Source organism: Acinetobacter sp., from assembly GCF_049284435.1.
GTDB lineage: Bacteria > Pseudomonadota > Gammaproteobacteria > Pseudomonadales > Moraxellaceae > Acinetobacter.
The window spans coordinates 1-21,606 of sequence record NZ_JBAPXX010000140.1; the positions used below are offsets into that span (position 1 = coordinate 1).

The 21,606-nt window shown below is 44.9% G+C and carries 18 protein-coding genes and 1 pseudogene; 7 read left to right on the plus strand and 12 right to left on the minus strand.

Annotation, left to right across the window (positions count from 1 at the left end; translation table 11 throughout):
• Positions 1 to 116: pseudogene (locus WAK81_RS12150) on the minus strand (ankyrin repeat domain-containing protein); the annotation flags it as partial.
• Between the two features lie 184 nt (positions 117 to 300).
• Complete coding sequence (locus WAK81_RS12155; protein WP_422197103.1) at positions 301 to 1,815, minus strand: catalase; 1,515 nt, start codon at positions 1,813 to 1,815, stop codon at positions 301 to 303.
• 230 nt (positions 1,816 to 2,045) lie between these two features.
• On the opposite strand from WAK81_RS12155, the gene dtd reads away from it, so the two are divergent.
• Complete coding sequence (gene dtd, locus WAK81_RS12160) at positions 2,046 to 2,486, plus strand: D-aminoacyl-tRNA deacylase (protein ID WP_422197105.1); 441 nt, start codon at positions 2,046 to 2,048, stop codon at positions 2,484 to 2,486.
• Between the two features lie 131 nt (positions 2,487 to 2,617).
• Here dtd and WAK81_RS12165 read toward each other — a convergent pair whose 3' ends face one another.
• The 3 genes from WAK81_RS12165 to serB all read right to left on the minus strand — a co-directional run bounded on the left by WAK81_RS12165 (position 2,618) and on the right by serB (position 5,209).
• Complete coding sequence (locus WAK81_RS12165) at positions 2,618 to 3,097, minus strand: SCP-2 sterol transfer family protein (protein WP_422197107.1); 480 nt, start codon at positions 3,095 to 3,097, stop codon at positions 2,618 to 2,620.
• 141 nt (positions 3,098 to 3,238) lie between these two features.
• Complete coding sequence (gene aciT, locus WAK81_RS12170; protein ID WP_422197109.1) at positions 3,239 to 3,574, minus strand: ciprofloxacin tolerance protein AciT; 336 nt, start codon at positions 3,572 to 3,574, stop codon at positions 3,239 to 3,241.
• Between the two features lie 414 nt (positions 3,575 to 3,988).
• The gene (gene serB / locus WAK81_RS12175; protein ID WP_422197111.1) at positions 3,989 to 5,209 is read right to left on the minus strand and encodes a phosphoserine phosphatase SerB; all 1,221 of its coding nucleotides are present in this window, start codon (positions 5,207 to 5,209) and stop codon (positions 3,989 to 3,991) included.
• A 77-nt stretch (positions 5,210 to 5,286) separates the two neighbouring features.
• On the opposite strand from serB, the gene WAK81_RS12180 reads away from it, so the two are divergent.
• Positions 5,287 to 6,534, plus strand: a complete 1,248-nt coding sequence (locus WAK81_RS12180; RefSeq protein WP_422197113.1) for a hypothetical protein — start codon at positions 5,287 to 5,289, stop codon at positions 6,532 to 6,534.
• A gap of 94 nt (positions 6,535 to 6,628) precedes the next feature.
• Here the strand turns inward: WAK81_RS12180 and ppk1 are convergent, their stop codons facing one another.
• From ppk1 to mhpT, 4 genes are all read right to left on the minus strand, one after another.
• Entirely contained in the window at positions 6,629 to 8,692 is a 2,064-nt protein-coding gene (gene ppk1 / locus WAK81_RS12185) for a polyphosphate kinase 1 (protein ID WP_422197115.1), read from the minus strand.
• A gap of 178 nt (positions 8,693 to 8,870) precedes the next feature.
• Entirely contained in the window at positions 8,871 to 9,818 is a 948-nt protein-coding gene (locus WAK81_RS12190; protein WP_422197116.1) for a bile acid:sodium symporter family protein, read from the minus strand.
• Positions 9,819 to 9,945: 127 nt separating this feature from the next.
• Entirely contained in the window at positions 9,946 to 10,575 is a 630-nt protein-coding gene (gene pncA, locus WAK81_RS12195) for a bifunctional nicotinamidase/pyrazinamidase (RefSeq protein WP_422197118.1), read from the minus strand.
• Positions 10,576 to 10,885: 310 nt separating this feature from the next.
• Positions 10,886 to 12,091, minus strand: a complete 1,206-nt coding sequence (mhpT, locus tag WAK81_RS12200) for a 3-(3-hydroxy-phenyl)propionate transporter MhpT (protein WP_422197120.1) — start codon at positions 12,089 to 12,091, stop codon at positions 10,886 to 10,888.
• Between the two features lie 724 nt (positions 12,092 to 12,815).
• Here mhpT and dapA point away from each other — a divergent pair.
• The 3 genes from dapA to purC are packed head-to-tail and all read left to right on the plus strand — an operon-like array spanning position 12,816 to position 15,091.
• A complete protein-coding gene (dapA, locus tag WAK81_RS12205) occupies positions 12,816 to 13,715 on the plus strand; it encodes a 4-hydroxy-tetrahydrodipicolinate synthase (protein ID WP_422197122.1) in 900 nt (299 codons plus the stop codon).
• Between the two features lie 14 nt (positions 13,716 to 13,729).
• Positions 13,730 to 14,335 (plus strand): hypothetical protein, encoded by a 606-nt coding sequence (locus WAK81_RS12210; RefSeq protein WP_004647178.1) that lies wholly within the window; start codon positions 13,730 to 13,732, stop codon positions 14,333 to 14,335.
• Between the two features lie 36 nt (positions 14,336 to 14,371).
• Positions 14,372 to 15,091, plus strand: coding sequence for a phosphoribosylaminoimidazolesuccinocarboxamide synthase (gene purC, locus WAK81_RS12215; RefSeq protein WP_422197125.1), 720 nt, complete (start codon positions 14,372 to 14,374; stop codon positions 15,089 to 15,091).
• A gap of 305 nt (positions 15,092 to 15,396) precedes the next feature.
• Here purC and WAK81_RS12220 read toward each other — a convergent pair whose 3' ends face one another.
• Positions 15,397 to 16,668 carry a replication-associated recombination protein A gene (locus tag WAK81_RS12220; protein WP_422197127.1) on the minus strand — a complete coding sequence of 424 codons (1,272 nt, stop codon included), beginning with the start codon at positions 16,666 to 16,668 and terminating at the stop codon, positions 15,397 to 15,399.
• 263 nt (positions 16,669 to 16,931) lie between these two features.
• On the opposite strand from WAK81_RS12220, the gene WAK81_RS12225 reads away from it, so the two are divergent.
• On the plus strand, positions 16,932 to 19,067 hold the full coding sequence (locus tag WAK81_RS12225; protein ID WP_422197129.1) for a sensor domain-containing protein: 2,136 nt from the start codon (positions 16,932 to 16,934) through the stop codon (positions 19,065 to 19,067).
• A gap of 18 nt (positions 19,068 to 19,085) precedes the next feature.
• Here the strand turns inward: WAK81_RS12225 and WAK81_RS12230 are convergent, their stop codons facing one another.
• On the minus strand, positions 19,086 to 19,538 hold the full coding sequence (locus WAK81_RS12230; protein ID WP_422197131.1) for a YcgN family cysteine cluster protein: 453 nt from the start codon (positions 19,536 to 19,538) through the stop codon (positions 19,086 to 19,088).
• A 192-nt stretch (positions 19,539 to 19,730) separates the two neighbouring features.
• Between WAK81_RS12230 and WAK81_RS12235 the strand changes: the two genes are divergently transcribed.
• A complete protein-coding gene (locus tag WAK81_RS12235) occupies positions 19,731 to 19,889 on the plus strand; it encodes a DUF1328 domain-containing protein (protein WP_004647174.1) in 159 nt (52 codons plus the stop codon).
• Positions 19,890 to 20,012: 123 nt separating this feature from the next.
• Here the strand turns inward: WAK81_RS12235 and murJ are convergent, their stop codons facing one another.
• A complete protein-coding gene (gene murJ, locus WAK81_RS12240; protein ID WP_422197133.1) occupies positions 20,013 to 21,563 on the minus strand; it encodes a murein biosynthesis integral membrane protein MurJ in 1,551 nt (516 codons plus the stop codon).
• Between the last annotated feature and the right edge of the window lie 43 nt (positions 21,564 to 21,606).

A 21,606-nucleotide genomic window follows, 5' to 3' on the forward strand; every position in this document is an offset into this window, starting at 1 on the left:
ATCTGAACATTGTCCACGCTTTTAGCGGGGGAGATCTCCTTCGCGACAGTCACGTTTGCGAATGCGGAACCCATCGCGAGAATACTGGCTAAAAACACAGATGACATAACTTTCATGATGAACTCCAGCAGAAATTGACTTCATTTCAATACGGTTGAATATTGAAATACTTTTTAAATTGAAACAAACAAGTTGCCTGTAGAACTCCCCCTAGGGTGCAGGAAAGGTTTGGAATTCTACAGGACTTTGCGGAGGTGACTTCTTAAGCCCTAGTCACCAATCCTGATCGACCAATCGAAATCAGTCTTTGAGTTGTGCTGCTTTGGCTTTAACCGTCGCGAGGTTACCGTTTACCGCCTTGGTCATACGTGTACCGTAGTCTGCATCTGCCTTATAGAAGTAAGACAACATGATGTGCTTGGTTTCTGAATCTTTCACTGCACCTAAGTCAGCAGCAAGGTTCATGATCAAGTCATCTTTCTCTTTAGCCGTGTATGAACGGTAAAGCTCACCTGCCTGCTTGAAGTTCTGCTCTTTCACGCCAATTTGCTGTACATGACCAGATAATGGTGTTTGTACCACACGCGCTTTTTCAGTTGCAGCTTTTGGCTCTTTACGGCTTGGCTCATAGTTCACATCCGAGTCACGCTCAGATACATTCATGTAGCCATCCTGATTATTGTTGTTCACATTTACCACTGGACGGTTCACCGGAATTTGCTGGTGATTCGCGCCCAGACGGTACATTTGGGTATCTGAATAAGAGAAGATACGGCCTTGTAACAGACGGTCTTCTGATGGCTCGATGCCCGGAACCAGGTTACCTGGTGCAAATGCAGACTGTTCAGTCTCATTGAAGAAGTTCTTCGGCATACGGTTCAGGGTCAAAGTACCCACTTTAGTTTCTGGAACCAGCTCAGTTGGCCAGATTTTAGTTGGATCTAGCGGATCGAAATCAAACTTGCCCAAGTCTTTAGGATCAATCACTTGGATGTACAGGTCCCATTTTGGGAAATTACCCGCATAGATGTTGTTATAAAGATCATTGGTCAAGTGGTTGAAATCTTTACCTTGCTGCTCAGCCGCTTCTTTCACGTTCAAGCCCTTCACTCCTTGTTTAGAGCGGAAGTTGAATTTCACGTACTTGTATTCGCCTTTGTCGTTATACAGTTTGTAAGCGTGAACACCAAAACCGTCCTGTTCGCGGTAGCTGGTTGGTACACCTTGATTGCCATACACATAAGTCAGCATGTTGGTTGCCCATGGCTGGCTCGACAGGAAGTCAAACACACGGTTAGCATCTTGGACATTCGTCACTGGGCTTGGCTTCATTGCGTGAATGAAGTCCGGGAATTTGATCGCATCACGGATAAAGAATACCGGTGTCTGGTTACCGACTAAGTCCCAGTTCCCTTCTTGAGTATAGAATTTCAACGCAAAGCCGTGTGGGTCACGTAGAGTTTCTGGTGAACCTTTACCATGAATTACGGTAGAGAAACGTAGGAAAACTGGAGTCTTAGTACCTGCTTTGAACAATGAAGCGAGGGTAAGATCAGACAGATCTTTGGTCGCAACGAATTCACCATAAGCACCCGTACCACGTGCATGTACCACGCGCTCAGGAATACGTTCACGACCAAAACGTTGTAATTTTTGTACCAGTTGAACGTCCTGAAGGAGTACTGAACCATTTGGACCTGCAGTGATCGAGTTCTGGTTATCACCGACTGGCGCGCCATTGTCTTTAGTTAAAGGAGCAGCTTGTGCAGCTGTGACAGTTGCAAGCATTGCAACCAGTAATGAACGCTTAAACATTTCTAAATCTCTCAATTTATTACCTTTCCTGCATGAGCTAAGATACGCCAACACAATAAATAGATAAAACAGATTATTTTCATTAATTCAATCGTTTTAATGAATTTATAAAAATTAATCAATTGATTTTCAGATATTTAAAGTTCATAAAAAAAATAGCATCCCATACTGCTCCAGATTTTATTATTGCTACAATCACGTCCATCTATCATTAGCAGTCCATATGTAAAATGCGTGCCTTATTACAAAGAGTTTTAGAAGCTAAAGTCGTGGTCGAGGGTGAAACCACCGGGGAAATTGAAAAAGGAATTCTGGTTTTTCTAGGTTTAGGTAAAGATGACAATCTGGAAAAAGGCAAAAAGCTGATTGATAAGATATTGAAATACCGCTTCTTTGATGATGAACAGGGCAAAATGGGCTGGAACGTTGCCCAGGCCGGCGGTGGTTTATTGCTGGTTTCACAATTTACCTTGATGGCGCAAACCCAAAAAGGTTTACGTCCAGACTTTGGTCCGGCCATGCCGCCTGCCGAGGCTAAAGCACTTTACGAGCAACTGGTGGAATATGCCCAAAGCCAGTTTGAAAATGTACAAACCGGTATTTTTGCCGCTGACATGAAAGTCCATCTGGTCAATGACGGACCAGTGACGTTTAATTTAGAAGTTGAATAACGACATTATTCGTCACATTAAAAAAGCCCTCTAATGAGGGCTTTTTCTTTTAAAAAATCTTTCATCCTTTTACCCCCTCTTTGTGTTTCTCCCAAAGGGAGAAAGAAAAGATTGGATGAAAGATTTTTAACTTATTTACCAGTTTTCTCTTTAATAAACTGGCGTACCATTTTCACTTTTTCTTTGACTGGCTTTGGCAGTTTTGGTGGAATCATTTTCGCTACCTGATTAAACCAGACCAGCAGGCCAAAGTCGCCTTCCATTTTGATCGTGCCGCTTTGCATCCCGGTCATAAATGCCGTCGGGTCACCTTTGACCAAGGTCTTCACGCCCTGCTCACTGTCAGCAAACTGCAACACAAAATCAGCTTTTTCAGCATCACCCGAAACCGTATCGATATGACCGTTATCCACAATAATCTGACGTGCCATACCTTCATCCGTACCAATCTGGATACGGAATTGACGTCCATGTACCAGTTCAATGAATTTTGGGCTGGTACGTGCCAACTGCTTCATACGTAAAGCTAAACCTGCGACCAGTAAGTCCAGCGGATCTGTACTCATATCGACGAGAGGAAGTTTTAACACAGGAATGGACGACAGTTTCATGGAGGATGCCTATTCTAATTGTACGAAAATTGACAAATATCCTAGCATAGTTCTGGGCTAGGTGGATTATGCAGTTTGTATCATATTTCCAAACTGAAAAATGCACCCGTGGGTGCATTTTTTTCATTGCAACTTGTAGAATTAACGGCTTGAAAGCTGCTGCTGGTCGTCTTCATAAACTGGCGTATGTTCGATACAACGGCGTTTTGCCAAAGCACGCTCAGCACGACGATCTTCACGCAACAACAGGCAAGTCACGACCATCATGACCGCAGTTAACGCGCTCAGATAACTATACGTCATTGGTAACTCAAACCAAGTTTGAGTTCCTACACGAATCACCTCGATCAGGCCCCATACCAGCATCCCGGCCGCCATAAAGCTTAACCAGCGACGATAAGGCGAGAAGAACACAGCAAGCACAGCTACAGCGACTAAACTGAAGCCCACAATCGTTGCTAAATTCGCTGTTACCATATAACCCCCTCCATCCAGATAGATAGTTTCCGCTTGATATTGCAACGCTTCTATCTATTGAATTTCGTTAAATCAATAAAATGGAATCTGTTGATTTGTATCTCTATGCCTGCATTATGCTGAGTTTTTTGCATAAAAAAAGTCCTGTCACCCAGCCTAACGACATACTTTGTCGCGATATTATATTGTCATTACATTTTTTGCTTTTCACATTTTTGTGGATCAATGACTGCGCCAATGTTGGCGTGTCATTACAAAATTATCAGTAGTTTTTTTAAGTGAAAAAATTATTTTTCCGTTTAAGATGATCGATGTTTTTATAGCCATATTTCAGCTATTCCTTATATAACTCACATCATAAGCAATAAAAAACGCGACCTCTGGGTCGCGTTTAAAATCAATCAAAGCCTGTACTCATGCACGGTTCAGGTCTTTATCATGGACACCGAGCAGATACAGCACACCGTCCAGACCGACGCTAGAAATCGCCTGATTGGCATTTTGACGTACCAAAGGTTTGGCACGGAAAGCCACACCGAGTCCTGCAATGGATAACATGGGCAAGTCATTGGCGCCATCACCGACCGCGATGGTTTGTTCCAGGGAAATTCCCATCTCTTGGGCGATTTCACCGAGCAAGAGTGCTTTGCGTGCGCCATCGACGATATGACCTTTGACTTCACCGGTAACCACACCATCCTGCACATCAAGCGCATTGGCATGCACTTCATCAATATCCAGTTTAGTTTGCAGATATTCCGCAAAATACTGAAAACCACCTGAAAGAATTGCAGTACGGTAACCTAGTGCTTTTAAAGTCGAAATCAGGCGTTCAGCCCCTTCGGTAATGGTAAGGCGCTCGGCAATTTTCGGAAGTACCGATGCGTCCATGCCTTTTAACAAGGCGACCCGGGCACGGAAGCTTTGCTGGAAGTCCAGCTCGCCTTGCATGGCACGTTCGGTAATTTCTGCAACCTGCTCACCAACACCGGCTTCAATTGCGAGTTCGTCAATAACTTCCTGCTCGATCAGGGTCGAGTCCATATCGAAGCAAACCAGACGGCGGTTACGGCGATAGGCATTATCTTCCTGTACAGCAACATCGACATTCAGTTCATTCGATAGGCTGAGACAGGCCGCACGCATGGCAGCAGCATCCAGCATCTGTCCGCTTAAACCGAACTGGACACAGGCACGTTTTGGACCGGCACTCTGACCATCTAAAGCTGGACGGCCAGACAAACGGGTCACCGTTTCAATATTAAAACCCTGACCCGACACAATCTGGGTCACGGCTTGCAGATGAGAGGCATTTAATTCAGGAGCCAATGCCGTTACGATATAACGTGTGCGTCCACCCTCTTTGACCCACTGATCATATTCAGTCGCAGAGATCGGTTTAAAGCGCACAGTTAACCCGATATCATGTGCTAGAATCAGGATCTCCTTCATGGCTAATGCTGTCGCTGTCTGGTCTTCAGAGGCTACAACAATACCTAAGGTTAACTGATTATGAATAACCGCTTGCCCTACATCTAAAATTTGTAGGGAATGGGCGGACAAAACCTGCATTAATCGTGTAAATTGATTAGGCTGGTCAGGTCCTAAGAATGATATAAGAATGATTTCTCGCATGAATTGACTCGGGTCTGAGCTACAACTATTGTTAGAATCATAATCGAAATTGAACAGAATTGCCTTGGAAGTTTACGTTGAATGCGCCTAGACAAGGGCTATTTGCTAGCCTATTGATTGTAAGTTTTGCTCTGCATACCTTTTTACTGGTATTGGCAACCACTCACCAACTGAATGAAAACCGTGCCAATCAGGGACAGCTGATCACCAGTCAACTGGTGACAGACAGCTTGTCTGAGCTTGAACCGCCCAACCGCGTTTCTCTGGCGTTGCTGGCAAATCGTTATGCCACCAATCCAAGTGTAGCTTCGATTCGGATCCTAGATGCGAAAGCTCAGGTTTTAGCCACTGGCGGACTGACCAAAACTCGCGAGGGTGAAGTTTTTGTCCGTGATGCGCTGCAAAACGAGAAAAAAGTCGGTGTGATTGAAATCACCCTGATTGAGCCAAGTATTGGTGAAATTTTGCGGACACAATGGCTGGCAATTCTGTTCTCTTTCATCATTCATGGTCTGCTCTGGGTCGTTTATCGTGCAGTAGCACGTCCAAGCCGCACCGAATATCTGGCGCGCATCAATAACGAATCGCGGCTGAAATTCGAGATTCAGACCCTGACTCAGGCATTGGAGCAGGAAAAGCATAATGCGGCACTGGCAATTACCCAGGCTCAACAGGCAGTGAAAAACAAAGAAAAAGAACATAAACCGGCGGTACTGGAGAGCGATAGCCTGAGCTTAAACATCCAGTTCTACGATCCAAAACAGTTACTGGATAGCGTGAATAAAACCGTTTCGGTGCCTTATTTCAATCTCTGTCAGATTTTTCTGAATAAAGCCACTGAACTCTGTGTGCAACGCTATAAGTTGAATAGTTCTGATATTTGTACCGTACATAAATTTGATGAAAAAGGTGCCACAATCAGTATCGCGGCAGACAAACCGAATGCCCTGGCTTGCCTGACCATGATCAGTGCCGTGTTCCAGCTGCTTTCGGAAGTGCTGTATAAACGCTATCGTGAAGAAAAACGTTTTGTGCTACAAACCCGTAGTGCGATTGCCTCTAAAGTCGAGGAGATGCAGCTCAGCTCGGTACAGGCCTCTGAGCGTCTGACTCAGCATCTGGTCGCGAAAGAAAGTGCCTTACATGTACCGAATACCTTACTGAAAGATGTAAGCGACCACTTCCAGCTGGTGAGCATGCCGAATCCAACCAATGTCCTGACCCGTCATGCTTTTGTGGTGAATGGGATGGATGCTGAAAGCGCCGAGCTGGCACAGACTTTTAGAACCGAAATTTTAAAATCCAAACAGTCCAAAGCCTCATAAATAGCCCTGAATGTTGCAATTAAAAAAGCCGGATCCAATATCCGGCTTTTTTATGGGTACAAAACAAATACGCCAACGTGTCTTGGACTACCCTTTAAATTTTTAACTGTTTTTGTTCCAGCAGATATTGCTGGGCATTATAAGGCTGGGCCGGATCCTGACAGGGAACTTTATGCCACTGACCATTGGCATCTAATTCCCATGCATTGTGACAATCTTTTAAATAGCTGATCAGGCCATCTTTATAAATCCGTTTTTTCAGCTCTGGATCCAGCACCGGGAAACAGGTTTCGACCCTGGAAAACAGGTTGCGCCCCATCCAGTCGGCACTGGCACAATACAGTTTCTTGGCGCCACCATGCTCAAAATAATAGACCCGGGTATGTTCCAGGAAACGCCCTACGATTGAACGTACCTGAATATTTTCTGACATGCTGGTGACTTGTGGAATCAGGCAGCAGATTGAACGCACAATGAGGTCAATTTTCACCCCGGCCTGCGAAGCCTGATACAGGGCAGCAATTAATTGCGGTTCGGTAAGCGCATTCACTTTGATGATGATATGGGCGGCTTTGCCAGCCAGAGCAAATGCCTTTTCCTGGTCAATCAGTTTCAGCAGTTCGCTATGCAGGGTAAACGGCGCATGCAGCAAGGCTTTCAGTTTGGCCATTTTCCCCATACCGGTCAGTTCCTGGAACATGCGGTGCACATCTTCACAGATATCCGGCTGTGTGGTCATCAGGCCATAATCGGTGTACATGCGGGCATTACCGGCATGATAGTTTCCGGTACCTAGATGCGCATAACGCAGTAATTCCTGATTTTCACGCCGGACGATCAGAATCATTTTGGCATGGGTTTTATAACCGACGATGCCATACACCACCACTGCCCCGGCTTCTTGCAGGATATTGGCCACCATAATATTGGATTCTTCATCGAAACGTGCCCGCAATTCAATCACGGCCGTGACTTCCTTGCCATTCCGTGCGGCTTCTGCCAGCACCTGAACAATTTCCGAGTCTGGACCACTACGGTACAGCGTCTGCTTGATCGCCAGCACCGCCGGGTCCTTGGCCGCTTCGCGCAGTAAAGTAATCACCGGCTGGAATGAATCAAAAGGATGATGCAGCAGCACATCCTGCGCCTTCAAAATTTCAAAAATACTTTTCTGTTTGCGGAAATTTTTTGGAATGACCGGACTGAAATGCGGATACTTTAGTTCCGGACGCTCAAAGCTGGTACTCAGGCGGGACAAATTAATCGGTCCATCAATCCGGTACAGCTCCTGCTCGGTCAGATCAAATTCATCCAGCAAATAGTCAATGATGTTTTGTGGAGAGTCATTTTCAATTTCCAGACGTACCGCACGACCAAAGCGGCGCGAACACAGTTCGTCTTTTAAAGCCACCGCCAGATCATCAACATCTTCCGACAGTACCAGATCTGCATTGCGGGTGACCCGAAAGGCATAACATCCGGTCGCTTTCATGCCCGGGAACAAATCACTGATATGTTGCTGGATGATCGCGGTCAGAAAAATCTGGGTGGTATTGTTTCCAGTGACGTCTTCCGGAATTTTAATCAGGCACGGTAAGGAACGTGGTGCCGGCACAATTGCCATCTCGATTTCACGGCCAAAGGCATCTTTACCTTCTAAGCTGATAATAAAGTTCAGACTTTTATTCACCAAACGTGGAAAAGGATGTGAAGGATCCAGACTGATCGGGGTCAGTACCGGTTGCACTTCTTTGGCAAAAAAGGCTGCAATCCAGGCCTTGTGTTTCTCCAGAAGATCTTGGTATTGAAGAAACTGTATCCCCTGCGCCTGAAGTTCAGGCAAAATCGCATGATTCAGCACCTCATACTGTTTGTTAACTGTGGCATGAATGGACTGGGACAGTTCTTGTAGAATCAGCTCGGTGGGTACAGCATCAGGCGTCCGGGTAGTCGCATTCAGGTCTTGCTGTTTCATCAGCCCGGCAATCCTGATTTCAAAGAACTCATCCAAGTTACGGGAAAAAATAATCAGGAAGTTTAAGCGCTCTAAAATCGGTAAATTCGGATCGAGTGCTTGTGCCAAGACACGACGCTGAAATTCAAATAAGGAAAGTTCCCGATTAAAATACGTCGCTGACGAATGCTGAAATTGTTCCATGCCCTCTCAATGCTGTTGATTACAGTCTGTTGTTTCACATCATTGAGGGGCGATCTTAGGCAGACTTCATGACACTTATGTTACAAATCTCGATAAATCCATATAAATTAATATTCTAACTTTTTCACATTATAAAAAATCATGCTCTAGCTTGTTGTGTGCTGTCCTCAAACTGCAATTAGGTGTCCATTTTTTTAGTTTGTCTGGCAGCCCAGTAGGTGGCTAAAGCTGGTCCTGAAATATTATGCCACAGACTGAAAATGGCGCTTGGTAAAGCGGTAAGTGGTGATGCGGCAAAATGGGTTGCCGCCAAAGCCACCCCCAGACCAGAGTTCTGCATCCCCACTTCAATGGATACTGCACGACAGTCTATTTCTGCCAAGTGAAATATACGGCTGGCCCAATAACCCAGTAAATAGCCCATACCATTGTGTAAGGCCACGATCCCTAAAATCATTAACCCGGACTCCAGAATCTGGGCTTTGCTGCCGGCAATAATCGCTGCGACAATTGCCACAATTGCAATCACAGAAATCAACGGCATCACCTGAATATAGGCCGTGACTTTTTGCTTGAGTATCGCCCGTACGATTAAGCCCATAACAATCGGAAATAATACTACCTGTAAAATCGACACCAGCATCGACCAGGCATTGATCTCAATCCACTGACTGGCCAACACATAGAAAATGGCCGGAGTTAGAATAGGAGCCAGTAACGTAGAAACTGAAGTACAGGCAACAGACAAGGCGGTATTGCCCTTGGCCATATAGGTAATCACATTGGATGCAGTTCCGCCCGGGCAGCAACCCACCAATATCACCCCGATCGCAATCTCCGGTGGTAGCTGAAACAGCTTGCACAGCAGATAAGCCAAGCCAGGCATTGCCACAAATTGGGCAACCACGCCAATCGCTACTGCTTTCGGACTTTGTAGGACACTTTTAAAATCTCCCACGGTCATGGTCATGCCCATGCCAAACATAATGATGCCCAACATCCACGGAATATAAGCCCGTAACCAGACAAAAGCTTCAGGGATCATCAAGGCAATGCCGGAAAAAAGCAGCACCCATAAAGCAAAGGTTTTTTGGACAAATTGGCTAAACTGGAGCAAGGCTGACATGGGTTTCATCCAGGTGACATTAAGGGAGAAAAAGTAAGATAAAACAGGCACCCGTTGATGCCTGACGTTGTAGATTTAAATACACAGAAAATAGAGGGATATTTAAATTCTATCCCTATCCAGCTTTTTAAGCAGCTTGAACAATGTCTTTCACATAGATACGTTTTACGCCATGCGACAGCATATCCTGCCAGGCATGTTGCAAGGAACCATTCAGGTCAATGCCCTTGGTGGCATCGGCAATCACATAAGTTTTAAAGCCCAGTTTGCAGGCATCGATTGCAGTCCAGGCCACACAAAAGTCCGTAGCAATACCGACCACAAATACGGTATCAATCCCACGTTCACGCAGATAACCAGCAAGACCGGTGGTGGTTTTCTGGTCCGCTTCCATAAAGGCCGAGTAACTGTCGATCTGGGAATGAAAACCCTTACGAATGATGAGTTGTGCTTGTGGTAAATTTAAATCCGGATGCAGTTTGGCATCGAGTGTCCCTTGCACACAATGCTTTGGCCATAAGACCTGAGTGCCATAATCCAGCTGAATGCTGTCATAGGCTGCTTTGCCGGGATGGTTGTCTGCAAAAGAGATATGATTATCAGGATGCCAGTCTTGGGTCAGGATAATATGCTTGAAATGCTGTCCCAATAAATTGATATTTGGAATAATCTGGTCAGCATTGGCTACAGCCAGATTGCCCCCCGGGGTAAATCCTCTTTGTACGTCTACGACCAGTAAAGCAACATTATTCTGCATCTGTTTTCATCCATTGAAATCTAGATTTATGCCAAGCATAGCGCAAAATACCCCAGGATTTTTAGCCTTGCTGCTAAAAATGGTATGACTGTGTATTCTCAGCATGCGCATATGAGCAGATCAATAGATTCATTATTTTTGACAAAAAAAAGGATGAGTTCCGCGTTTGTATCACGCTAGATCTCTGCAAAAAAAAATAAGTTTTAAGATAAAGTGATGAGTCTTTTTAATAATAAAACAGTGTATTTAATTCTTAAATTCTGAAAATAAAAAAGCCTGCAAAAGCAGGCTTTTTTTAAATCTTTGAACATTACACTTTAGTGCGGTTCACTAAAAACAGCATACATAATGCAGAGATAATGATACATGGGATCGCAGCGGTAATGACCCCAGCAGCACCAAAACCTGCCGTCAGTAACTGACCGGCAATGACTGGACCCAGCATGGCACCGATACGGCCAACTGCAGACGCAACACCAACACCAGTACCACGCACTTCTGTCGAATAAACGATACTACCGAAGGCATACAGTACACCCTGACAGCCAATCACGAAGGCACCGGCCAATGCGGCTGCCATATACATCTGGTTCAGCGAGCTTGCACCATTCAGCGCCAGTAGACCTGCCAGAATACCCCCGTACATCAACAGGATCACATAGGCTTTCTTCCAGCGGTCGGTCAGCATACCCAAAATAATCGTACCAATCGTCGCTGTAACCATGAAGTAGAACTGTGCGGTTGAACCATCCTTACGGGTAAAGCCGAGTTCCATAAATAATGATGGCAGCCAGCTCAACATGATGTAAACCACCATCAAGGTAAAGAAGTAGCTCACCCAGATACACAGCGTACGTAACAGGTTGTCGGAATTAAACAGGTCCTTGAATGAACCCTGCGGTGCAACGGCAAGTTCTGCCGTAGTTTTGTTCTGTGCTTTCAGGTATTCCTTCGATTCAGGCAAAAATAGCATCATCAGTGGAATGGCAAAAATCGGTAACAGGCCACCGAGATAGAAAACATTTTTCCAGTTGGCACCAAATTCAGTCGCAGCAATCAAAGACAAAATCGCCGCACCGACTGGCATACCGCAGTACATCAAGCCGACTGCACGACCACGGTTTTGTGGAGACACAGCTTCAGAGGCGAGTGTGATCAGAATCGGCATCGCGCCGCCCAGACCTGCTCCAGCCAGGAAACGGACTGCCAGCAAGCTGTTAAAGCTATTGACCCAGACGGTGCATAAGGTAAATACAGCAAATATTGCTGTCGACCAGATCAAAACTTTCTTACGGCCAATGCGATCTGCAAATCGCCCACCAACCAGTGCACCCGGTAATAAACCCAGAATCCCTGCACTAAAAAACACACCCAACTGGGAACTATCGAGACCAAAATGCTCACGAATACCTGCAGCAGCAATTCCGGCTGCCTGAATATCTAAGCCTTCAATCACTGCAATCAGAAAACAGATCGCGACCGTGACGATAGCATGCTTATTGTCTGATTTTTCCATTGGATTATCCTTGTTCAATCAGCGTTACAAAAGACAGCCATCATCTATGAGCCTGATTGCAGAAATAACTATCAATAAGTTGAACGTTTTGCTTGGATATTCCCAAAGGGGCTGAAGTAGATGAATTGAAGATACTGACTGATAAAGTCGCAAAAACACTGAATCAGAACATCATAAAGTTCAAGACTTAGACTTTAAAGCTTATACATCAAGTTAAAAAATTAACCGATAAGAAAAAAACTTCTCAATTTATTGATATTTAAAAGAGATTAGTCTCGACAGTTTTTGTCTTTATTTGTCTGGGTACGAGAGCGCAATCAAGATGTCTAAGATCTCAATTTATCTAATTTAACTATTAATCAAAAATCAAAAGGCATAAAAATGGCAGTTTTCAGCTGATCTTTTTGCACAAGCCTTATCATTATTGGGTTCATTTAGGGCAATATCCTCCTTTGTCTAGACTGGAGACATAACTTTGGTCTCAGGATTTTGCTTTATAAATCATCTTATTTATTACTTGATTGTTTCCAAAAGGCTTTGTATAAAGAATTCAGTAGCTTTTACTAAAGCATATTGTTCTTATGCGTTTGATCAGTCATAATTTGCATAAGCAATATTCAATTCAATGCAAATCTATTGAATTTGCTATAAATCAAAATACAAATCCATCCCAATTTATGTTTTCTCATTCCTTTCGGATGGACAAATAGGATAGTTTTTTAAAATGACTCAGCAAGCACAGACCATTCAAGGTTCCATAGTCGCAATCGTCACCCCTATGTTTGAAGATGGCAGCGTAGATTGGAAGGGTCTCGAGAAGCTGGTTGAATGGCACATTGCAGAGGGCACCAACAGTATTGTTGCAGTTGGAACAACAGGCGAAGCCTCTACTCTCAGCATGAGTGAACACACCCAGGTGATCAAAGAAATCATTCGTGTGGCCAACAAACGTATTCCTATTATTGCCGGCACAGGTGCGAACTCGACCCGTGAAGCGATCGAACTGACCCGCGAAGCCAAAGAGCTGGGGGCAGATGCCGCTTTACTGGTAACGCCGTATTATAACAAACCGACTCAGGAAGGCTTATACCAGCATTATAAAGCCATTGCTGAAGCCGTTGATCTTCCTCAGATTCTTTATAATGTTCCAGGCCGTACCGGTGTCGACATGGCCAATGAAACCGTGATTCGCCTGGCAGATATTCCACAAATTATCGGTATTAAAGATGCGACTGGCGATGTGCCGCGTGGTGCTGAATTGCTACAAGGCCTTGTAGGCAAAGACATGACTGTTTATTCGGGTGATGATGCGACTGCGTATCAGCTGATCGGTCATGGCGCCAAAGGCAATATCTCGGTCACGGCGAACGTGGCTCCGAAAGCCATGAGCGAAGTGTGTGCTGCCGCCATTGCCGGTGATGCAACCACAGCTGAACAATTAAATGTTCAGGTTGCAAATTTACACAATATTTTATTTTGCGAATCGAACCCAATTCCTGTGAAATGGGCACTCCATGACATGGGCTTAATTGGTACAGGTATTCGCCTTCCATTAACACCACTTGCAGAACAATATCGCGCTCCGCTTCATGAAGCACTGGTCGAAGCGGACGTTATTAAATAAAAGAGCACAAGATTATGCAATTACGTTTAGGACTTAGCCTTACACTTTCAGTATTCAGTTTGGCAGGTTGTAGTTCAATGGCCTTTAATAACGGCACTTTAGACTATAAAGAGACTACTACCCTGGAAGCTTTACAATATCCTGAAGGCGCCATGGTTCGTCCTGCAACGCCATTGTATCCTGCTCCAACAGTTGATCCGCTTGCAATTGAACATGCACCGAAGCTTGAAAACCAGCGTGGCAACCGTTTTGCCTTGCCACGCCCGCAAGCCCAGACTGAAAACTCAAATACAGCTGATCTAACCGAAACCAATACGGTTGGTCAACCACAGTTGGTCACTGACGGAAATCTTAATCCGCTGCTTAAAATTGAGGGAAATTCTGCTACAATTTGGCAATATACGCTTGCCACCCTCAGCAGCCTGAATCATAGCATCGTTGCTCAGAGCAAAAATCGTTACGAAGTCACGATTAAGGTCGATCAGCAGACCTATGTATTAAGATTATCTTCTGTAGGTTCGAGTAATAACCTCGCTGTGTTCAATGCCGATAACAGTTTTGCCGACCGTGAAAAAGCCGCAGAACTGCTTAACCAGATTTACCAAAATTGGCCAGCCTAGACATTTCTAGGCATTTTTTTTGTAAAAGGTTCCCTCATGTTAAAACAAACCTTGCTCTATACTGGTAAAGCGAAATCTGTCTACACTACAGACAGTTCAGACCATCTGATTTTAGTCTTTCGCGATGATGCCTCAGCATTCAATGGCGAAAAAATTGAGCAACTAGATCGTAAAGGCAAGGTGAACAACCGTTTTAACGCCTTCATCATGGAAAAACTGGCAGAAGCGGGAATTGAAACCCACTTTGAAAAGCTACTGACTCCAAATGAAGTGCTGGTGAAAAAACTGGATATGATCCCGGTTGAATGCGTTATCCGTAACTATGCAGCAGGTTCTTTATGCCGCCGCCTGGGTGTGGAAGAAGGCAAGGAACTGACTCCTCCAACATTTGAATTATTCTTTAAAGATGATGCGCTTGGCGATCCAATGGTCAATGAATCACAAGCCATTGCTTTAGGTTGGGCAACTGCTGAACAATTGTCGAAAATGAAAGAATTGACTTACCAAGTAAACGATGTACTTAAAGCATTGTTTGACGCAGGTAACATGATTCTGGTTGATTTTAAGCTTGAATTTGGTGTGTTCCACGACCGTATCGTACTCGGTGATGAATTCTCTCCAGACGGTTGCCGTCTATGGGACAAAGACACCAAGAAAAAACTGGATAAAGACCGTTTTCGTCAAGGTTTAGGCGGCGTGGTTGAAGCCTATGAAGAAGTGGCTGGTCGTTTAGGAATCAACCTGGACAACATCTAATCTGTAAATGCGCAGATTCAAAAAAACCGAGCTTTTTAGCTCGGTTTTTTTTATTTCTGACTTTTAATCGGAAAAATAAATTTTTATTATTAAAATGATCGTTTTTACATCAAAAACTACATGCATTAATATTATTTCATACCAGGCAAATCAGTGAGTTGATGCACTTAGCTCCATATTTGCCGACCAAATTCCTTCTCTACCCTCTAGGATGTTATCTCCCTCAAAAAACATCCTACTTTCAGCCCAATTCACCTTGAATTGGGCTTTTTTTTACTCTGCTCAATCGGTTGAGATAGCCAGCTTTATTGCTGTTGTTGCTGTTGCCAACGGCGTTGCTGTAAACGCTCCCCTTCAACTTCACGTTTATTACGTGCTGATTCATACAGTTTGGTATCTTTCAGTTCTGGTGGCATATATTCTTGCAGTACAAAATGCTCAGGATAATTATGCGGATACAGATAATCCACGCCATAGCCCTGTTCTTTCATCAACTTAGTCGGCGCATTCCTTAAGTGCAAAGGCACTGGCAAATTTGAAGTTTTGTCTGCAAGTTCCATCGCCTTATTAATCGCCAGATAAGTACTGTTACTTTTGGCACTGGTGGCCAGATAAACTGCACATTGTCCCAAAATAATCCGGCATTCCGGCATTCCTACCGCCTGTACCGAACGGAAACATTCCCCTGCTAACAGCAAGGCATTTGGATTGGAATTACCGATATCTTCAGATGCCGCAATCAGCATGCGCCGTGCAATAAACACAGGATCTTCACCTCCCTTGAGCATGCGTGCCATCCAGTACAAGGCTGCATCCGGATCACTGCCACGAATCGACTTGATGAAGGCCGAGACCAGATCATAATGCTGTTCACCGGACTTGTCATAACGGGCAATATTTTGCTGTGCCACTTTCACCACCACCGCATTGGTGATGATATTTTCCATATCCGCTTCAAAGGTACTGGCAATCAGATCCAGTAGATTCAGCGCCTTGCGGGCATCTCCTGCCGCGAACTGGATTAGGGCATCAAATTCTTCAATCAGGATATGTCTTTCCTGCAAGAAAGAGTCATCTTGCAAGGCTTGCGTCAGCAGAGTCTGAATCGACTCAGCACTCAATGCATTCAGGCTATATACCTGACAACGTGACAATAAGGCACTATTTACTTCAAAGGATGGGTTTTCGGTGGTGGCGCCAATTAAGGTAATTTTCCCTTTCTCGACCGCATTTAACAACGCGTCCTGTTGGGATTTATTAAAACGGTGAATTTCGTCAATAAACACCACTGGCGTTAGTAGATCACCACCTTCGGCAATGATTTCACGCAGTTCTTTCACCCCGGTATTCAGTGCGGACAGGCTGATAAAAGGCCGGTCTACCGCTTGAGCCAGCAGTAAGGCAATGGTGGTTTTTCCGACTCCGGGAGGTCCCCAGAAAATAATCGAAGGCAGATGCCCCTGATCAATCATCTGGCGTAAGGGTGCATGTTCCCCTAGCAAATGTTCCTGCCCGATAATCTGTGTAAGGTCGCGTGGCCGTAAGCGTTCTGGAAGCGGGATATGACTATCTGACATGTTATTATTGGCTCAAACTAAATTCTGATCTCATTCTAACACCAGCAGTTTTGATTCCAAGAATGCAAACATCAAGCATAAAAAATTAATTTATGTAGATATCCTCTATTTTTTTAATTCTGAATGAATTAATCTCTATAAAAGCGAATAATTTGAACATGATTAATTGTGAATTAATTACAGTGTAATTTTCATATTGTTTATTCTAATTAAAAGAAACTTATCTCGCCCCTTGGGCACTTTTGGGTTGTATTGGTGAATGCATGAAGCATGATAAATTTGAACAGGGAGCTGTGAGCCGGTCTGAGCCACTGACGTCATCATCACTGATTGCGCCCCACGTTCACTTGTCTGAATCGGTTTTGTTAAAAAATCTGATCGATGCCTTACCGCAACCCTTGTGGGTCAGCAACAAAAAACATCTGCAATATTTTAACGATGCCATGACTGATTATCTTGGCGTGAACCTGAATGAACAGGGTAATCCGCAATGGCAGAGTTTTATTCATGCCGAGGACTTGCAGCTGTTTTTAGCGCAGTGGCATGCTGCGCTGGACCAGCATCAGAACTTTGAAACCCAGTGCCGGATTAAACGCAGTGATACCCATTATCGCATGTGTAGCCTGGCGGTAAAATTTCATCATCAGCCTGACCATTTACTGCAATGGGCAGTTTCCCTGACTGATGTGCATGATTATTTTGAAATCCAGCAGCAACTTTCTCAAATCGTTTCAACCCAGGAAAATATGCTGGATGCCAGCGCAGACTGCATCAACATTATCAGTCCTGAAGGCGAGATCCGGCGTAGTAACTCTGGCTGTCTCGCACAAGCAAATGAGACCGCAGAACAAGATCAAGACCGTTCATTGTGCTGGTTAAATCGCTTAACCCCTGAAGCCCGAAAATCCGGGCAACGTGCTTTAAAACAGGCAGCCCAAGGCTTAAACAGCCGTTTCTCTAGCAAGATCCAGATCAAAGATCAACCGATGCAATATTGGGATCACCTGCTGACCCCGATTCTGGATCAGCAGAATATTACCCAAAATATCCTCTGTGTATCACGCAATATTAGTCAGCAAAAAATTGCAGAAACGCGGTTAAAAGAAGTAATTAAACGTGATGAACTGACTGGTCTGTATAACCGTAGTACCTTCTATAAAACATTTAAACAGGTTTTGGTAAAGGCCAAGCAACAGCAGACTATGACGGGTTTACTGTTAATTGATCTGGACTATTTCCGGCATATCAATGATACCTTGGGGCATATTGCCGGCGATCATCTGCTACATGTTTTGGGCAAACGTTTCCAGACCTGTTTTGGTCCGAATACCATCATCGCCCGTTTGGGTGGTGATGAATTTGCTGTGCTGGTGAAAAATCTGGAAAATGAAGAGCAACTACTAGCAACGGCGCAAATGGCCTATGCCCAGCTGGATCAGCCCATCAATTATGTCGGCAATAGCATCAGCAGTGCCATGAGTATTGGCTGTGCCATCTATCCACGTGATGCATTGAATACCTCTAATCTGCTGAAATGTGCTGATATCGCCTTAAATGACCTGAAAAATAGTGGTCGTGGTGGCATCCGCATGTTTAATCAGGAAATGTGCGGGGCATTGGAAAATATGACCAAGCAGTTGACTCTGGCACGCAAGATTATTCTGGCCGATCAGATCATTCCCTATTACCAGCCTAAAGTACGTCTTTCTGATGGTGCAGTGATCGGTTTCGAAGCACTGTTACGCTGGCAGGATCAGGACAAGAACATTCAGTTACCTTCTGAAATTTTTGGTGCCTTTCAGGACTATGAGCTGGCCTCACGTATCAGTGAAACCATGCAACTGAAAGTCTTTGCAGATATGAGTCGCTGGCAGACACAAGGTCTGGATCTGTTGCCGATTTCAATCAATGCTGCACCGGTTGAATTCCTGCGCGATGACTATGCCGAAAAACTGTTGGCACGCCTGTCCAATTTCGATATCCCGGCCCACAAAGTTGAACTGGAAATTACCGAGCAGAGCCTGTCCGAACATGGCGCCAATTATGTGGTTCGCGCCCTGAACCTACTGAAACAGGCCGGAATCCAGATTTCGCTGGATGACTTCGGCACTGGACATTCTTCACTGACCCGTTTACAGGACTATCCGGTCGATTGCATCAAGATTGACCGCAACTTTGTAGAACGCATGAACAGTGACCCGTCCGCCTTGGCGATTGTCAAAGCCATTACCCAGATTGGGTCCAGTGTTGCACTGGATGTCTTGGTCGAAGGGATCGAAAATACAGAACAGCTGGATACCCTGATCCATTGTGACTGTCAGATTGGACAGGGATTCTATTTCTATCATCCGATGGCCGGTGCTTCGGCCCAGGCCCTACTCCATCCGACAGATCGATAAACGATCATGCAGGCGGGTTTAGCGAACCCAGCGTACGATATAGTCTTCGATGTCATCTTCATGAATATCGCTTTCACTCAGGCAGCGCCCTGCTGCCGACTTGCGTGCCTGAATCATACTTTCCCGTGAACCGCTAATCAGATAATGCCAGGATGGCAGGCTTTGGCCTTGCTCTACTCGGCGATAGGCACAACTTGAAGGCAACCAGTGAATCGTTTCCAGCTTCTCTGGCGTGAGCTGAATACAGTCCGGCACATATTGCAGGCGATCTGGATAATTGGAGCAACGTGCAGTGCTACAATCCAGTAATTTGCAGGCCACTTTGGTATATGCGACTTCCTGGGTATCTTCATCTTCCAGTTTAATCAGACAACATAATCCGCAACCATCACACAAGGCCTCCCACTCGACTTGTGTCAGTTCAGCAAGTGAATAGTTTTTCCAGAATTCGGGACGTAAAGTATCGCTCATGATCAGGTCGGCACATTCAAAAATCAGCTTATTATAGCAGCCAGAACCCTGCAGACCTACCGCCTCAAATTCTTATTACTATCACGTAAACTATTGTTAAATCATAGACAGTTCATCAACAAAACACTAACAGTCGCTGGAATCGTTTATTTCTATACTAAATTTGAAAATAAAAACACATGGAGAATATATATGTTTCGCTGGGCTATTATTTTTGCTGTAATTGCATTAATTGCGAGTCTACTTGGTTTCGGTGGCGTCGCAGGCTTGTCTAAGGATTTTGCAATTATCTTGTTGGTAATTGCGGTGATTCTTGCGATCGTTGGTTTTCTTTCGCGCGGCAAGGTCTAGATTTACGCTAGACCTGTTCAAAGCAAGTGTTAGCTTTCAAAAAACAAGAGCCTTCTGGCTCTTGTTTTTTTATGGCTGTTTTAATGATCTATTTTGATCAAAAATACTTCTTTCAAGATGAACTTAAGGTTTTAAATGACGTGGTCTAAAACCTGCCACCAGCAAGGCTGTAACATACGCCGCCACACCGACAACACATAAGATCAATACTTCTAAAACACGCATCCATTGCGATACATCTGCATTATACCAGCTCAGGGCATAGGCCAGAGCCGCAATCATCACCACATTTGCAAACATGAATTGCAGGAAGATTTTTTTCCAGTGCGAACCAAAACGGAAAATATCACGCTTATGCAGATAATAATAAAGCAAACCGGCATTAACCATCGCTGAACCCGTCGATGCCAGCGCAAGGGCCATATGCTCTGCTTCCCAGTCAATCAGCTTGAAGAAACCGATAAAAATCACGTTAAGAATCGCATTGGCCGCCACAGCCATCAGACCGACACGCACCGGGGTTCTGGTATCCTGCTTTGCATAAAAACCGGGTGCAAAGACTTTAATCAACATAAAGGCAATCACACCACCGCTCATACATTGCAGCGCCAGCGCGGTCATCTGGGTATCTTCAAAGGTGAACTGGCCACGTTCAAACAGGGCTTGAATGATCGGGGTCGACAGCATAAACAGTGCAATACTGGCGGGTAGGCCAGCCATCACAATGACTTTAGCTGCCCAGTCCATCATGCCACGGAATTTTTCCGGATTTTGCTCGGTATGCCGTGCCGATAAAGATGGCAGAATCACGGTACCAATTGCAACACCAATGAGCCCAAGTGGTAATTCGGTCATACGCTCGGCACTATACAGCCAGGACACCGAACCATCCTGCATGAATGAAGCCCAGATGGTATTCAGCAACAGGTTAATTTGCGTGACAGATACACCAAATAATGCCGGCAGCATCAACTTCATGATGCGATCTACGCCTTCATGCTTGAAGTCAATTTTCGGTGGAATCAGCAGGTTTTTACGCCACAATTCAGGAATCTGGATGGCCAGCTGCAAAATACCGGCAATGATTACTGCCCAGCCCAGTGCCATAATCGGCTCAGCCATATAAGGCGTGAGCCAGAGCGCTCCGGCAATCATCGCCACATTCAGCAAGACCGGTGCAAATGCCGGGGTACTGAAAGAGCCATAACTGTTCAGAATACTGCTGGCAAAAGCCGTCAGTGACATGAACAGCAAATAAGGAATGGTCAGGCGAAACATGTCGGTCGCCAGGGCGAACTTTTCAGGGTCACTATGGAAACCGGGCGCATAGACATACATGATCAATGGCGCAGCAATGATCGCGACCATGGTCAGCGTCGTCATCACCGTCGCCAGACAGCCAAACACCCGGCTAATCAAGATCTGGACTTCGGTATGCGTGCGACTGGTTTTATATTCGGTCAGTACTGGAATAAACGCCTGTGAAAATGCGCCTTCGGCAAATAAACGCCTGAAAAAGTTTGGAATACGAAATGCGACTACGAAGGTATCGAAGTCTTTACCAGCACCAAAGACATTCAGTAAAACAATATCTCGAACCAATCCCAGTACGCGTGACAACATGGTCATCGCACTGACAATGACGGTCGAACGCCAAAGCGCCATCCTATTCACCTAATGTATAAATTTGTGGCTATTGTAATGAAACTTTTGTCAG